Annotated in this window: 13 protein-coding genes; all 13 read left to right on the top strand. The window is 44.7% G+C overall.

Translation table 11 applies throughout. From position 1 onward, the window contains the following. The first annotated feature begins 206 nt into the window (after window positions 1-206). The 13 genes from ispG (at window position 207) to RUMAL_RS10690 (ending at window position 14,543) form a co-directional block, all read left to right on the top strand. Window positions 207-1,244 carry a flavodoxin-dependent (E)-4-hydroxy-3-methylbut-2-enyl-diphosphate synthase gene (ispG, locus tag RUMAL_RS10750; protein ID WP_013498768.1) on the top strand — a complete coding sequence of 346 codons (1,038 nt, stop codon included), beginning with the start codon at window positions 207-209 and terminating at the stop codon, window positions 1,242-1,244. Between the two features lie 17 nt (window positions 1,245-1,261). After that, entirely contained in the window at window positions 1,262-5,764 is a 4,503-nt protein-coding gene (locus tag RUMAL_RS10745; protein ID WP_013498767.1) for a PolC-type DNA polymerase III, read from the top strand. Between the two features lie 235 nt (window positions 5,765-5,999). Continuing rightward, the gene (locus RUMAL_RS10740) at window positions 6,000-6,614 is read left to right on the top strand and encodes an alpha/beta hydrolase (RefSeq protein ID WP_013498766.1); all 615 of its coding nucleotides are present in this window, start codon (window positions 6,000-6,002) and stop codon (window positions 6,612-6,614) included. Beyond that, complete coding sequence (gene hisZ / locus RUMAL_RS10735) at window positions 6,611-7,810, top strand: ATP phosphoribosyltransferase regulatory subunit (protein ID WP_013498765.1); 1,200 nt, start codon at window positions 6,611-6,613, stop codon at window positions 7,808-7,810. Before RUMAL_RS10740 ends, hisZ begins: the two co-directional genes overlap by 4 nt. Window positions 7,811-7,834: 24 nt before the next feature. Then, window positions 7,835-8,467 carry an ATP phosphoribosyltransferase gene (gene hisG / locus RUMAL_RS10730; protein WP_013498764.1) on the top strand — a complete coding sequence of 211 codons (633 nt, stop codon included), beginning with the start codon at window positions 7,835-7,837 and terminating at the stop codon, window positions 8,465-8,467. Window positions 8,468-8,493: 26 nt separating this feature from the next. After that, the gene (hisD, locus tag RUMAL_RS10725) at window positions 8,494-9,786 is read left to right on the top strand and encodes a histidinol dehydrogenase (protein ID WP_013498763.1); all 1,293 of its coding nucleotides are present in this window, start codon (window positions 8,494-8,496) and stop codon (window positions 9,784-9,786) included. Then, window positions 9,783-10,484 (top strand): polysaccharide deacetylase family protein, encoded by a 702-nt coding sequence (locus RUMAL_RS10720; protein WP_013498762.1) that lies wholly within the window; start codon window positions 9,783-9,785, stop codon window positions 10,482-10,484. Before hisD ends, RUMAL_RS10720 begins: the two co-directional genes overlap by 4 nt. 196 nt (window positions 10,485-10,680) lie before the next feature. Further along, window positions 10,681-11,259: an imidazoleglycerol-phosphate dehydratase HisB gene (gene hisB / locus RUMAL_RS10715; RefSeq protein WP_013498761.1), complete on the top strand. Its 579-nt coding sequence runs from the start codon at window positions 10,681-10,683 to the stop codon at window positions 11,257-11,259. Continuing rightward, window positions 11,259-11,864, top strand: coding sequence for an imidazole glycerol phosphate synthase subunit HisH (gene hisH, locus RUMAL_RS10710; RefSeq protein ID WP_013498760.1), 606 nt, complete (start codon window positions 11,259-11,261; stop codon window positions 11,862-11,864). Before hisB ends, hisH begins: the two co-directional genes overlap by 1 nt. Window positions 11,865-12,161: 297 nt before the next feature. Further along, window positions 12,162-12,953 (top strand): class I SAM-dependent methyltransferase, encoded by a 792-nt coding sequence (locus RUMAL_RS10705; protein WP_013498759.1) that lies wholly within the window; start codon window positions 12,162-12,164, stop codon window positions 12,951-12,953. 19 nt (window positions 12,954-12,972) lie between these two features. Then, complete coding sequence (locus tag RUMAL_RS10700) at window positions 12,973-13,455, top strand: hypothetical protein (protein ID WP_013498758.1); 483 nt, start codon at window positions 12,973-12,975, stop codon at window positions 13,453-13,455. Window positions 13,456-13,479: 24 nt separating this feature from the next. Next, the gene (gene hisF, locus RUMAL_RS10695; RefSeq protein WP_013498757.1) at window positions 13,480-14,235 is read left to right on the top strand and encodes an imidazole glycerol phosphate synthase subunit HisF; all 756 of its coding nucleotides are present in this window, start codon (window positions 13,480-13,482) and stop codon (window positions 14,233-14,235) included. A gap of 11 nt (window positions 14,236-14,246) precedes the next feature. Continuing rightward, a complete protein-coding gene (locus tag RUMAL_RS10690; RefSeq protein WP_013498756.1) occupies window positions 14,247-14,543 on the top strand; it encodes a hypothetical protein in 297 nt (98 codons plus the stop codon). Window position 14,544: the final 1 nt, after the last annotated feature.

Genomic DNA, 14,544 nt, shown 5'->3' with positions numbered 1-14,544 from the left:
CTCCCCATGGATTTCATAGGTCATATATCGGAGTACTGCTTTAGGGAGATAGGTCATTCTGAACAGAAAACTTTTCCGATAAGTTTCTTGAAGATATAGTATTCCGCCATAACGGTATCCCTGTAAGTGGCGCGATGCACTCCACGGCAGAACGAAGGTCGATGAACTGCTGGCAAAATGGTTAAATTAAAAAGGAGAGCGTTGAAATGAGAAACGTCAGACCTGTCAAGGTAGGTAACCTTACACTTGACGGCAAGCATATTTATATACAATCAATGCTGAATGTGCCTTCGACTGATATCGAGGGTTCTGTGGCACAGGCAGTAAGCCTTGAAAAAGCCGGCTGCGAGATAGTACGTGCGGCTATCCCGAATATGGATGCTGTGGCGCTTATCCCTGCTATAAAGGAAAAGATAAATATCCCTCTTGTAGCGGATATACACTTTGACTATAAACTGGCACTTGCCGCAGCTGATGCAGGTATCGACAAGATACGTATTAATCCCGGCAATATCGGCGATATGGAAAAAGTTAAGGCAGTAGTAAAAAAATGCACCGAAAAGCATATCCCCATAAGGATCGGAGTTAACGGCGGTTCGCTTGAAAAGGATCTGCTTGCAAAATACGGTTCGCCATGTGCTGATGCACTTGTAGAAAGTGCTATGGGTCACGTTAGTATTCTTGAACAGTGTGATTTCGGTGATATCGTCATTTCGCTTAAATCATCGGATGTTAATATAATGATAGAAGCTTATCGCAAACTTTCCGAGCTTGTAAGTTATCCTCTGCACTTAGGTGTGACGGAAGCGGGCACCGAGCGAATGGGTCTGATAAAATCCTCAATTGGTATCGGTTCTCTGCTGGTCGACGGCATAGGTGAAACCATAAGGGTATCACTGACAGACTCACCCGAAAAGGAGATATATGCCGCTAAGGATATACTCAAAGCAATTGGCAGAGGCAGCGGAGTGCAGATAGTATCATGTCCTACCTGCGGCAGGACGAGGATAGACCTTATCGGTCTTGCCAAGAAGGTAGAGGAACTTACCAAGGATATCCATAAGGATATCAAAGTTGCAGTGATGGGCTGTGTCGTGAATGGTATAGGAGAAGCGGGCGAAGCTGATATCGGCATCGCAGGCGGTGATGGCAAGGCTGTCATATTTGCACACGGCGAAAAGCTCTATACAGTATCTGAGGACAAGGCTCTTCAGGCACTCATGGACGAAATAGAGAAGTTATAAGATAGGACGGTTTTCAAATGGCTACACATACGATAGGTGAATATTTTGAAGAATATACAGATTCGATATCTGCTGAGATATCTGAGGGAAAAATACTCAGGCTGATCTTCTCAGAGGATATGAAAGACCTTGAATGCGTTGCATCATTTGAAAATACAGTTCCTTTTGATTCGGTTTCACAGTTTGAGCAGCGCATGAGAAACGCACTCTGCTGTAATTTTGAGCTTTATCCTCGTTTTACTCCGGATAAGCTTAGTGCCGCTTATTTCAGTGAACTGTGTAAATTCATGAAGAGCCGTTTTCCTTTTGTGAACGGCTTTCTTGATGATGCTGAATCTTCATTTGACGGAAAGACCTTCACTGTTACATTAAAGCACGGCGGTTTTGAGCTTATGAAAAAAGCAGGGATATATACCGTGTTTACAAGGCTCGTCACAGAACTTTTCTCAACACCTGCAGAAATATCTTTTGAAGGCGTTCTTTCAAATGATATGGAGCAGTACGAACAGGCGCAGAAAGAGTTCTTTGAGTCTATGCCTATGCCTGATATAAAAGCTTATGAAGAAAAAGCAGCAGCTGCCAAGAACAATAATGGCGGCGGTTCAGGTGATGCAGTTACTGAGTTCAGAACTGTCGATGTTGATTTTACAAGTCTTCATCTCCTTGGCGAGGGTGCTACCGTGCTCAAAGGCGGCCCCATACAGTCCGAGAGCCGTGTTTACAGCATGGCCAGTCTGCCAAACGATTCTTCGTCACTTGAACACTTTAACGATGTTGTTACTGTATGGGGAGATATTTTCCAGGTTGAAACGAAAGAAACTAAAAACGGCAGTCTTATCGCTACTGTATATTTCACCGACTATGAATCCTCTTGCATGATGAAGATGATAGGTTCGACCAAGAAAGGCAAGTTTATTAAACTTACCAGAGATCATCTTGAATCCATGCTTGGAAAAATGAAAAAAGGTTCAACCATCATCGCACGCGGAAAGATCGAAGAGGATGATTTCGACCATAACATCTATTTCATGGCGGATGATATAATGCTTGTAGGCCGCGAAAAGGAAAAGGATACATCCGAATCAAAGCGAGTAGAGCTTCACTGCCATACCAATATGTCCATGATGGATGCCCTTGCAGCTCCTGAAAAGTTGGTTGCAAAGGCTGCCGGCTGGGGGCATAAGGCTCTGGCTATAACAGATCACGGTGTTGTTCAGGGATTCCCTGCTGCGGGTACTAAATGTTCGGATATACGCAAGTCGGGACAGGAATTTAAAATACTCTACGGTGTCGAAGCTTACGAGGTCAATAACGATGCAAGGATATTTGCAGGTGTTGATAAGCGTGAACTTACCGATGAGATAATATGCTTCGACCTTGAAACAACAGGTACAAACGCTAAGGAAGATAAGATCATCGAGATCGGAGCTGTTAAGCTGAGAAACCTTGAGATAGTTGACAAGTTCGATATGCTTGTTGACCCCGAAGTACCCCTCACCGAGTTCATATCAAACCTGACAAACATCACCGATGATATGCTCAAAGGTCAGGCTGATATAAGGACTGCTATAGATGCGTTTATTGCTTTCTGCGGAGATTCTCCCTGTCTTGTGGCACACAATGCCCCATTTGATACGGGATTTATCAGGAATACCTGCGAAAGGCTCGGTATAGATTTCAACTTTTCAAGCGTAGATACCGTCCCAATGTCACAGCTCATGCTCCCTCAGCTTGAAAGGCACAAGCTCAACTACGTTGCCGAGCATTTCGGTTACGGAGATTTTCAGCATCACCGCGGCTGTGACGATGCCGAGGTTCTTGGACATATATTCATTGAACTTTCCAAAATGCTGATGGCCCAGTATCCACTTGTGCTGATAACCGTTGATATGCTCAACGGTCTTTTGGGTGAACTTGATTCCATTACCGAAACTAAAGACGTTTATCATCAGATAATACTTGTACGGAACAATATCGGTCTGAAAAACCTTTATAAGCTTATATCGGACTCCAACCTCAAATACTTCAAGCGCCGTCCCCGTATACCCAAAAGCGAGCTGACAAAACTTCGTGAGGGTCTTATAGTTGGCAGTGCCTGCGAGAGGGGAGAGGTCATTCAGGCTTACCTTGAAAACAAACCTTACGAATACATAAAGCAGATAGCCGCTTTTTATGACTATCTTGAGATACAGCCCGACGGCAATAATATGTTCATGCTTACTGCTGAAAAACCTCCTTATGACAGGATAAAGACTGTCGAGGACGTTAAGGACATAAACCGTTTCATAGTGAAGCTTGGCGAGGACCTGGGCATACCCGTATGCGCTACCGGCGACGTTCATTTCCTTAATAAAGAGGATGCAAAGTTCAGGGCAATAATACAGGCTTCAATGGGCTTTTCTGACTGCGATAATCAGGCACCGCTGTATCTGAAATCCACTACACAGATGCTGGAAGAACTTTCATATCTCGGTGAAGATAAGGCTTTTGAAGTAGTTGTAACAAACACAAATAACGTGGCAGACATGATAGATGCAGACCTGCAGGCTTTCCCTGTGGGTACATACACACCTTTTATCGAGGGTGCTGTGTATGAACTTCAGATAATCTGCTGGCGTAAAGCCTGTGAGCTTTACGGTGACTGCGACCCCATGTCAATAGAAGTCCCCGAGGGTGAGGACGTTGACGTTTCCGCATATTTCGAGGAACACGTTCATCCGCTGGTCTTCAAGCGCCTTAAACGTGAACTGGACTCCATCATAAAGCACGGATTCTCGGTGCTGTACATGATATCCCAGAAACTGGTTGCTTATTCCAACGAATGCGGCTATCAGGTAGGTTCCCGTGGTTCTGTTGGTTCCTCTTTCGTTGCTTCAATGTCTGGTATATCGGAGGTCAATCCTCTTGAACCACATTACATCTGCCGCAAGTGCCATTATTCCGAGTTCTTTGAAAACGGTGAATATGGCTCGGGCTTCGACCTGCCCCCGAAGGACTGCCCTAACTGCGGCATACCTATGCACCGTGACGGCCATAAGATACCCTTTGAAACGTTCCTTGGTTTCGACGGCGATAAAGCTCCTGATATTGACCTAAACTTTTCGGGTGACTGTCAGGGCAAGGTACATAAGTATACCGAAGAACTCTTCGGTCAGGATCACGTGTTCAAGGCAGGAACTATTGGTACTGTAGCGGATAAGACCGCTTACGGCTACGTGCGAAAATACCTCGATGAACGCGGCAAGACCGCTAATGCTGCCGAGATACAGCGACTGGTCAACGGCTGTGTCGATGTTAAGAGAACAACTTCTCAGCACCCCGGAGGAATGGTCGTTATCCCGGGTGATTACGAAGTTTACGACTTCACACCCGTTCAGCACCCTGCTGATAAGGTGGATTCCGACATGGTCACCACTCACTTCGACTTCCATTCGCTCCATGATACTATACTAAAACTTGACGAACTCGGTCACGATGTTCCTACAATGTATAAATACCTTGAGGATTTTACACATATGAACATCAATGACTGCCCAATGTCGGATCCTGCTGTATATTCGCTGTTCACATCGCCCGATTCACTGGGCGTTACCGCGGAAGATATCAAGTGCGAAACAGGTACTCTCGGCATACCCGAGATGGGTACACCTTTCGTAAGAGGAATGCTGCTTGAATCCAAGCCCAAGAACTTCTCAGACCTTTTGCAGATATCGGGACTATCCCACGGTACGGACGTTTGGCTGGGCAATGCTCAGGAACTCATCAAAAATGGTACCTGCGATATATCCAACGTTATCGGTACCCGTGACAGTATCATGGTTTACCTGCTGGAACATCACCTTGAACCAAAGCTTGCTTTCAAGATTATGGAGATAACCCGTAAGGGTAAAGCACCAAAACTTCTGACAGAAGAAATGAAGCAGGATATGAGAGCGCATGATGTTCCCGAGTGGTACATAGACAGCTGTCTGAAGATAAAGTACATGTTCCCGAAAGCCCATGCGGCGGCATACGTTACAGCCGCTATAAGACTTTGCTGGTTCAAGGTACACGAACCTCTGGCTTTCTACGCTACATACTTTACTGTCCGCGGTGAGGATTTTGACGCAGAGACTACTCTTAAAGGTATATATATGGTGCGCGACAAGATCGACAGGCTCAATAATATGTCAAAGGACGAACGTTCCGGCAAGGACAGCGGCGTACTTGATATGCTGATGCTCACCAACGAGATGATGTCCCGAGGATACGAATTCCTGCCCATAGACATCAACAAGTCTCACGCATACATCTATGAGATTGAGGACGGCAAGATTAGACTGCCCTTCGTTGCCATAAACGGCGTAGGTCTTAACGCGGCGCTTGCTATTTACGAAAAGGCAAAGAAGAACGATTTCATTTCCATAGAGGAATTCCAGATGAACAGCGGTATTTCCAAAACAGTCATTGAAGCACTTGAAAACATCGGTGCTTTTGGTGATCTGCCGAAATCAAGCCAGATGTCTCTATTCAATTTTTAAATGTTACGGAGCTGCTCTTTGCTTTGCAGGGGGCAGACTTCGCGTATATTAAGGACGCTTCATTCCGCTTAAAAATAATGTTTGCGTTCATATATAATTTACAAATTAATTTCTTGCATATTTGCACAAATCGGTTGACAAATCTTTGTCAGTATGCTAAAATATATCATGTTGATAATATGATACTATGTTAGCACTTTACTACGATAAAACGCAATTCAAAGGAAAGACCATAATGAATAAGCAAGTGATCTATATCCACGGCAAAGGCGGCACTGCTGATGAAGCTGTGCATTACAAACCTCTTTTTACGGGTTATGATGTTGTGGGCTTTGATTATAAGTCGCAGACTCCGTGGGAAGCAGAGAAAGAATTTCCGGCATACTTTGACGAGCAAACTAGAAACTGCGACGAAGTTATCCTGATAGCCAACAGTATCGGTGCTTATTTTTCGATGGCTTCGCTTTACGATAAAAAAATATCGCAGGCATTTTTCATATCTCCGATAGTGGATATGGAAAAGCTGATAACCGATATGATGAAGTGGGAGAATATTACTGAGCAGGAACTTTGTGACAGGAAAGAGATACCCACCAAATTCGGTGAGACCCTTTCATGGGAATACCTCTGCTATGTGCGTAAACACCCGATAAAGTGGGATATCCCCACTCATATAATTTACGGCGATTGCGATGCTCTTACTTCTCATGATACGGTCAAGGGTTTTGCCGAAAGAATATCAGCCGAACTCAGCATAATGAAGGGCGGCGAGCATTGGTTCCATACCGATGAACAAATGGAATTTATTGACGAAACTATAAAAAATCATTATAAAGGAAAGATAGTATGAAAAGATATGATCTTATAACCCCCGAGGGTACCAGAGACCTTTTGTTTGAAGACTGCCTTGCAAGGCGCGAGGTGGAGAAGACCTTGGCAGCACTTTTTGAGGGCTTCGGTTACAGCGAAGTAGTTACTCCCGGTATTGAATTTTATGACGCTTTCAGCGGAAGTACAAGAAATTTCAGACAGGAGAGCCTTTACAAGCTGACAGATTCCAAGGGCAGACTTATAGTTCTTCGTCCCGATTCCACTATACCGATAGCGAGACTTGCGGCAACAAGACTTAAAGATGCAGATTCACCTCTGAGACTTTATTACAACCAGAGTGTTTTCTCAAACAATGCTCTGCTGAAAGGCCGTTCCGATGAAGTTGTTCAGGCAGGTATAGAGCTTATCGGCGGCGATAACGTAAAGCGTGCAGACCTTGAAGTTCTTTGCACCGCTGTTGAAGCGCTTGCAAGCTTCGATAAGGAAAATTTCCGCCTTGAGATAGGTCATATCGGCTATTTTAAAGAGCTCGTCGCTCAGCTGAATGTTGACGAGGACATTATCGAGGAGATAAGGCTTCTCATTTCCTCCAAGAATTTCCCAGCTCTCAATGACCTGCTGGATGAGATAGGCGATAATGAGATCACACGCGCACTGAAACAGCTGCCCAGCCTTTTTGGCGGTATCGAAGTTCTTGATAAGGCAAGCGATATCTATGCAAACGACAAGATAACAGGTATACTTTATAACCTGAGAAAGGTCTTCAACCGCCTTTCAAGTCTTGGCTACGAGGGCAAGATATCAGTTGACCTTGGTATCGTAAGCCATACCGATTACTATACAGGCATCGTATTCAAGGGTTATCTTTCCGAGGTGGGACAGTCCGTACTCAAAGGTGGAAGATATGATAACCTTATCGGTTCTTTCGGCAAGGAGCTTCCCGCTGTTGGCTTCGGTGTGAATGTTGATTCCGTAGCACTGCATCTGGAGCGCATCGGAGCAAATCCTGCAGGCAAGCCTGTTGACGCTGTTATCTTCGGCGAAAAGGGCTATGTTGTTGAGGCTATGTCTTATGCTCAGAAGCTGGTACGTGAGGGCTGCAAGCTTGAACATTCGCTGTTCAATTCCTATGAAGAGACAGTTGAGTATGCAAAGAGCAAGGGCATAAAGAAAGTTATCACCGTAGGTGAAGAGATCACCGAAAACAATATATAAGAGCATTTGAGAGGAGTTAGAAAAATGAATAAACCTTTGAGGATAGCTCTTACCAAGGGCAGACTTGAAAAGGATACTGTTGGACTGCTGGAGAAGATAGGTTACGACTGTACTTCTATCAGAGAAAAGGGCAGAAAGCTGATACTTCCCGTGCCTGACGGCAACCTTGAAGTTGTGCTTGCAAAAGCCAATGATGTAATTACATACGTTGAACACGGCGTCTGCGATATGGGCGTTGTTGGCAAGGATACAATACAGGAGATGGAAGGCAAGTTCTATGAGCTGATAGACCTGGGCTTCGGCAGATGCCGTTTCGCACTTGCCACCAAAAAAGGTCAGAGCTTCTACGGCGGATACAATGTCAAGACTCTTGCGACCAAGTACCCCAATATCACAAGAAAACATTTTGAGAGCAAGGGAATGGACGTTGATATCATCAAGATAGAGGGTTCTGTTGAACTTGCACCCCTGCTTGAACTGGCTGACGGTATAGTTGATATCGTCGAGACAGGTACTACACTGAAAGAGAACGGTCTTGAGATAATCGAGGACAACATCTGCCCCATTTCCGCAAGACTCATCGTGAATACAGTCAGCATGAAGATGCGCCAGAGCGAGATAGAGAACTTTGTTTCTCTGGTTGAGAAAAATCTGTGATAACAGGTTTTAAGGAGGATGTACAAATGTCACTGATAAAGAAGATATATGTAAACGGCAAGGACGAAGTCGAGTTTTTCAAGCAGCTTGAAGAGAGAAGCGGCGAGACCGACAAGAAAGTATCTGCCGTTGTAAATGAGATAATAGATACAGTAAGAAAGGGCGGCGACGCTGCTGTTAAGGCTTATACCGAGAAGTTTGACGGTAAGCTCCCCGAGTATTACGAGGTTCCACGCGACGTAATAAACGATGCACTTACAGAAGCAGACCCTGATTTTGTAAATGCTCTGCTGAATTCAATTGAGAATATAACAGACTTCCACAACAGACAGAAGTCCCGCAGCTTTGTTAATACAAAGGCTGACGGCTGTATCCTCGGTCAGAAGGTAAGAGGTCTTGATAAGGTTGGTCTTTATGTACCTGGCGGTACGGCTGCTTATCCTTCATCTGTACTGATGAATGCTATCCCCGCAAAGATAGCAGGCGTTAAAGAGATAATCATGGTGACACCTCCCCTGAAGGACGGTACACCCAATAAGGATATACTTGTAGCGGCAGGTCTCTGCGGTGTTGACAGAGTATTCATGTCAGGCGGCGCACAGGCTATCGCGGCACTGGCTTACGGCACCGAGGAGATACCGAAGGTGGATAAGATAGTAGGCCCCGGAAACATCTATGTTGCAACTGCAAAGAAGCTGCTTTACGGCGTAGTAGATATCGACATGGTAGCAGGCCCCAGTGAGATACTTGTTATGGCTGATGAAACAGCAGACCCCAAGTTCGTTGCGGCAGACCTCATGTCACAGGCCGAGCACGACAAGCTTGCTTCTTCCATACTTGTTACAACCAGCGAAAAGCTTGCTGATGCTACTATAGCAGAAGTTGAGCGCCAGATGGCTTATCTTGAAAGAAAAGACATCATAAAGTACTCTCTGGAGAACTACGGTGCAATAATCATCTGCAATACCAAGGACGAAGCTGTTGACATGGCTAACAGATGCGCCCCTGAGCACCTTGAAGTTCTGTTTGAGAATCCTCTTGAATACGTTGGCAGACTTGACAATGCTGGTTCCATATTCCTTGGTCAGTACGCTTCCGAGCCTCTTGGTGACTACTATGCAGGTCCCAACCACGTTCTTCCTACCAGCGGCACAGCAAGATTCTTTTCGCCTCTGGGTGTAAACAGCTTTGAAAAGCGTTCAAGCTTCATCTACTATACTGAAGATGCACTTCGTCAGGCTAAGGACGATATAGTTCTTGTTGCTGAAAAAGAGGGACTTACTGCACACGCAAATGCAATAAAGGTGAGATTTGAATGATCAAAGCAGTACTTACCATAGATGATATAGCTTCTGATAATACTCGGGCTATCGTTGATTACCTCTGTGAAAATGGTATTCATCCTGTTATGTTTGCTTGGGGTGAAAAGGTAGAAGAGTTTTGGGACAATGCTGTATATGCTCTGCAAAATGGGATCATCGTGGGAAATCACAGTTTTTCTCACCCTGAGTTCTCAAATCTGACATTTGAACAGGGTGTCGCTGAGATAGAAAAGTGTGAGGAAATTCTGGACAAGCTGTATAAGGCGGCTGGTGTTGAACGCAAGTTCAGACCTTTCCGCTTCCCATATGGGGATAAAGGCGGTGCTAATAAGGACGCTTTTCAGAAATATCTTGCGGATAAGTGTTTTGATAAGCTTGATGACAGAGATATTTCCTATCCTTGGTGGAAGGAAATGGGTCTTGACAAGGACATCGACACTTTATGGACATTTGATTTTGCCGAGTACAACATCCGACGTGGTAATGATTTTACCATTGACGATGTTTGGAAGCGCGTAAATGATCCTGCTCCCGGTTCGGGTGCGGCTATACTTAAAGACGGCGGCAGGCATATCATTCTTCTGCACGCCCATGACGAAACAGAGGAACTTGTACCCGGATACTACAAGCTGTTAATTGATAAACTGCTTGAAAACGGTGTCGAGTTTGTTGAGCCGAATTTTATTCACATATAAATCAAGGTAATTCCTTTAGCACACCACTTGACCTGACTTTATAATAAGGTTTTATTTCGTGGCTTTTATGTTTATTTGTGAGGATATTAGTCGTTTTGAGGGCGGTTTCGTTGTAAATAAAGATGATCGGGATCCGTGTGTCCTCACGTGTAAAACCTCGAATCATCACGATCTTAGGTAATGGAAGGCGGTTATTATGAGAACAGCTGAAATAAAAAGAAAGACCCGTGAGACCGATATCGAGGTGTTTGTTGACCTTGACGGCAGCGGAAAAGTCGATATAGACACAGGCATCGGTTTTTTTGATCATATGCTGACAGCTTTCGGCGTACACAGCGGCATCGACCTGAAAGTAAAGTGCAAGGGCGATCTCTATGTTGACGCTCATCACTCGGTGGAGGATACAGGCATATGCATAGGCAAGGCTTTTGCCGAAGCACTGGGGGATAAGGGTGGCATCGCCAGATACGGCTCTGCTTATGTGCCAATGGATGAAGCACTTAGTTTCTGTTCGCTGGATATCAGCGGCAGACCTTTTCTGGTATTCAATGCCGAATTCCATGATGATCGCTGCGGACAGTATGACAACTGCCTTACTGAAGAATTTTTTCGAGCTTTTGCTTTCAATGCAGGGATAACTCTGCATATCAGAGAAGAGTATGGTAAAAATGATCACCATATAATCGAAGCCATGTTCAAGGCTGTGGCTCATGCATTAAAGGACGCTATGACCGAAACGGGCAAGGGCGTACTTTCTACAAAAGGGGTGCTGTGATGATAGCAATAGTTGATTATGGTGCGGGAAATATTTTTTCCGTAAAAAACGCTCTTGATCATCTTGGAGTTGAGAGTAAGCTGACTGATAAAAAAGAAGATCTTATTGCTGCTGATGAGATAATACTGCCGGGTGTAGGCGCTTTTCCCTGGGCAATGAATATGCTGAAAAACAGCGGACTTGTGGATACTATAAAGGAACAGGCTAAGGAAAAGCCTTTTCTGGGTATATGCCTTGGTATGCAGCTGCTTTTTGATAAGAGCTTTGAGTTTGAAGAATGTGAGGGTCTGGGACTTATAAAGGGTCATGTCGATCTGATGACCGACCCGGGACTTGTTATTCCTCATATGGGCTGGAATAAGCTGGAATTTAATAAGGAAGTACCTATTTTCAAGGGACTTGGAAATGATGAGTATGTTTACTTCGTACACAGCTACAAGGCTTTCTGCGATAACAGGGAAAACCTTTATGCCTACAGTGTATACGGTTCGGAAGTACCTGCTGTGGTAGGTGATAACGGTTTTGTTTACGGATGTCAGTTCCACCCCGAAAAGAGCGGTGAAACAGGTCTTAAAATACTAAAAAACTTTTCTGAACTTGTCTGACCGACATGTTTGGATATATATAGTATTCATTTTTCAAGATGCTGAAACCTGTACAGTATGACACGTCCACGTTTGCCGATCTGGACCACCTTATCTCAGACTGCCTCTGCGGTCATTCGCGGTCAGCCTGCCATCGTGCGCACAAGGCTTTCTACTATCAGGTTTTTTTGCGAAAAAGTTGTACGTTTTTGTACAACTTTTGCAGAAATATGTCTTGATTAAATAAAAAATCATATATATGCATAACATCGTGATTGAGTTTTAATGCAGAACGACGATAAATTTTGAGGTTGAACAATGGAGATAAGCAGAACAAACATAGATAACGGAAATAAATTTGACTGGGGAAAAGCATCTGCGGATTACGCAAAGTACCGCGATATCTACCCCGAGGGATTCTATAATAAACTGGTAGAACTTAGACTCGGTATCAAGGGACAGAAAGTTCTTGATATCGGCACAGGAACTGGAGTTCTTCCAAGAAATATGTACAGATTCGGTGCTGACTGGACAGGTACTGATATTTCCGAGGAACAGATAGAGCAGGCTAAGCTTTTATCACAAAATAGTGGTATGGATATAACTTTCTTTGCTATTCCTGCCGAAAAGCTGGGTGTTGTCGATAGCAGATTCGATGTGATCACCGCTTGTCAGTGCTATTGGTATTTTGAGCACGAAAAGACCGCTCCGCAGTTCGCAAAACTCCTTAATAAGGGCGGAAAGGTCGCTTTTCTGATGATGAACTGGCTGCCTTTTGAAGATGAGATAGCAGGAAAGACAGAAGAACTTGTTCTTAAATATAACCCGGATTGGTCAGGCAAGGGCGATACCATGAAGCCCATAGCTGTTCCCGCACCTTATCTTGAATGTTTTGATGTTGAAGCCAGCGGTGAATTCCTTATCCCGGTACACTTTACAAGAGAAAGCTGGAACGGCAGGATAAGAGCCTGTCGAGGGATAGGTGCATCTTCCCTTACCGAGGAACAGAAGTCAGAATGGGAGAAGGAGCATCTCGCTATGCTAGCCGCGTATCCGAAGGAGTTCGATATAAAGCACTATGCAGCTTATGTAGTTCTGAAGAAAAAGTGATCTTCAAGGAGGGCGTTTTATGGCTTGGCGGAAGATAGTTTCTCAGGATGATATAGACAGCTTCTTAAATGAAACAAAGTGTATGCATGATTCTGCCGTAGTATCAGCTAATTACATAAGCGGTGTTTACTGTGATGAGAAGAAAGCCATGCATTTTCCTTACAACGGCACTACGCTGCTGCTGACGGTTGACAGTCAGTGGGTGGACAGGATAGAAATGCTGTTTACGGGAGTAAAGTACTGCTCGATGATGAAGCCTACTGATATCTGGGATTGCACATTGGAATTCCGTGATGATCTGTACGGAAAGAACAGGCGTGACAGCCTTATCGTCTGGACTGACGGCGGCAGATTTTCTCCCGAATACGAATTTGTGATCAAAAAGTTTTCGCTGAATGAGAGCTATACCTCTTTCGTAATTGCAGAGGGTATGAAATGGCGGTACGCTAAAGAGGCGGACGAGCTCGACTGCCTTGACGAGGACTATGAGAGATATACATGATATTACCGATATGGAGGTAAAAATATGCTTGCAAAAAGGATAATACCCTGCCTTGATGTCCGTGACGGCAAGGTAGTAAAGGGCGTAAATTTTGAAGGTATAAAAGAGGTCGGAGACCCTGTTGAATGTGCTCTGGAGTACAACAAACAGGGTGCTGACGAAATTGTATTTTATGATATAACCGCATCCCACGAGGGCAGGGGAGTCATGCTTGATGTAGTACGCAATACCGCTAAAAAGGTATTCGTGCCTCTGACTGTCGGCGGCGGTATAAAGACAGTTGATGATATCCGCGAGACCCTGCGTGCAGGTGCCGATAAGGTATCCGTTAATTCGCAGGCAGTACAGAATCCTCAGCTTATCAAGGACGGTGCTGATATCTTCGGAAGTCAGTGTATATGCGTTGGTGTAGATGCAAAGGCTGTGGGTGAAAACAAATGGACCGTTTTCATTAACGGCGGACGTATCGACATGAAAATGGACCTTATTGACTGGGTCAAGAAATGCGAACAGCTTGGCGCGGGTGAGATATGCCTGAACTCCATAGATACCGACGGTGTGCGTGGAGGATTTGACCTGCCCATGCTTAAAGCTGTAGTTGACGCTGTAAAGATACCTGTCATCGCTTCGGGCGGTGCGGGAAAGCTGGGTGATTTCGCTGATGCGTTTATAAAGACTGACTGCTCGGCGGCACTTGCGGCATCTCTGTTCCACTTCAGGGAGTTAACTGTCGGTCAGGTAAAGGAGGACTGCCGCAGCAAGGGGATAATCGTAAGATAAGGAGTTTATCTATGTCGGAAAATGAGAACAAGCAAACTGAACCGTCCGAGATAATAACAGATCCGCCCGGAAATAATAACAATGATAAAAGCAGTAAAGGACTTGTGATAGGCTTGTGTCTGGGTATCGCTATCGGTCTGACTACGGGTATGTTAAGAGAAGATATATTTTTATGGACTACCAGAGGCTTAGTTATCGGTCTTTGCTTTGGAACGACGTATGATTGTTTCGGGAATAAGAAAAACAGTAACGCTGACATATCTGAAGAGCAGAAGAATCTTGAAAATGCAGAAGATACAGAGGGATAAG

This window comes from Ruminococcus albus 7 = DSM 20455 (genome assembly GCF_000179635.2).
GTDB classification, from domain to species: Bacteria; Bacillota; Clostridia; order Oscillospirales; family Ruminococcaceae; genus Hominimerdicola; species Hominimerdicola alba.
This window is presented reverse-complemented; position numbering and strand designations above follow the sequence as displayed.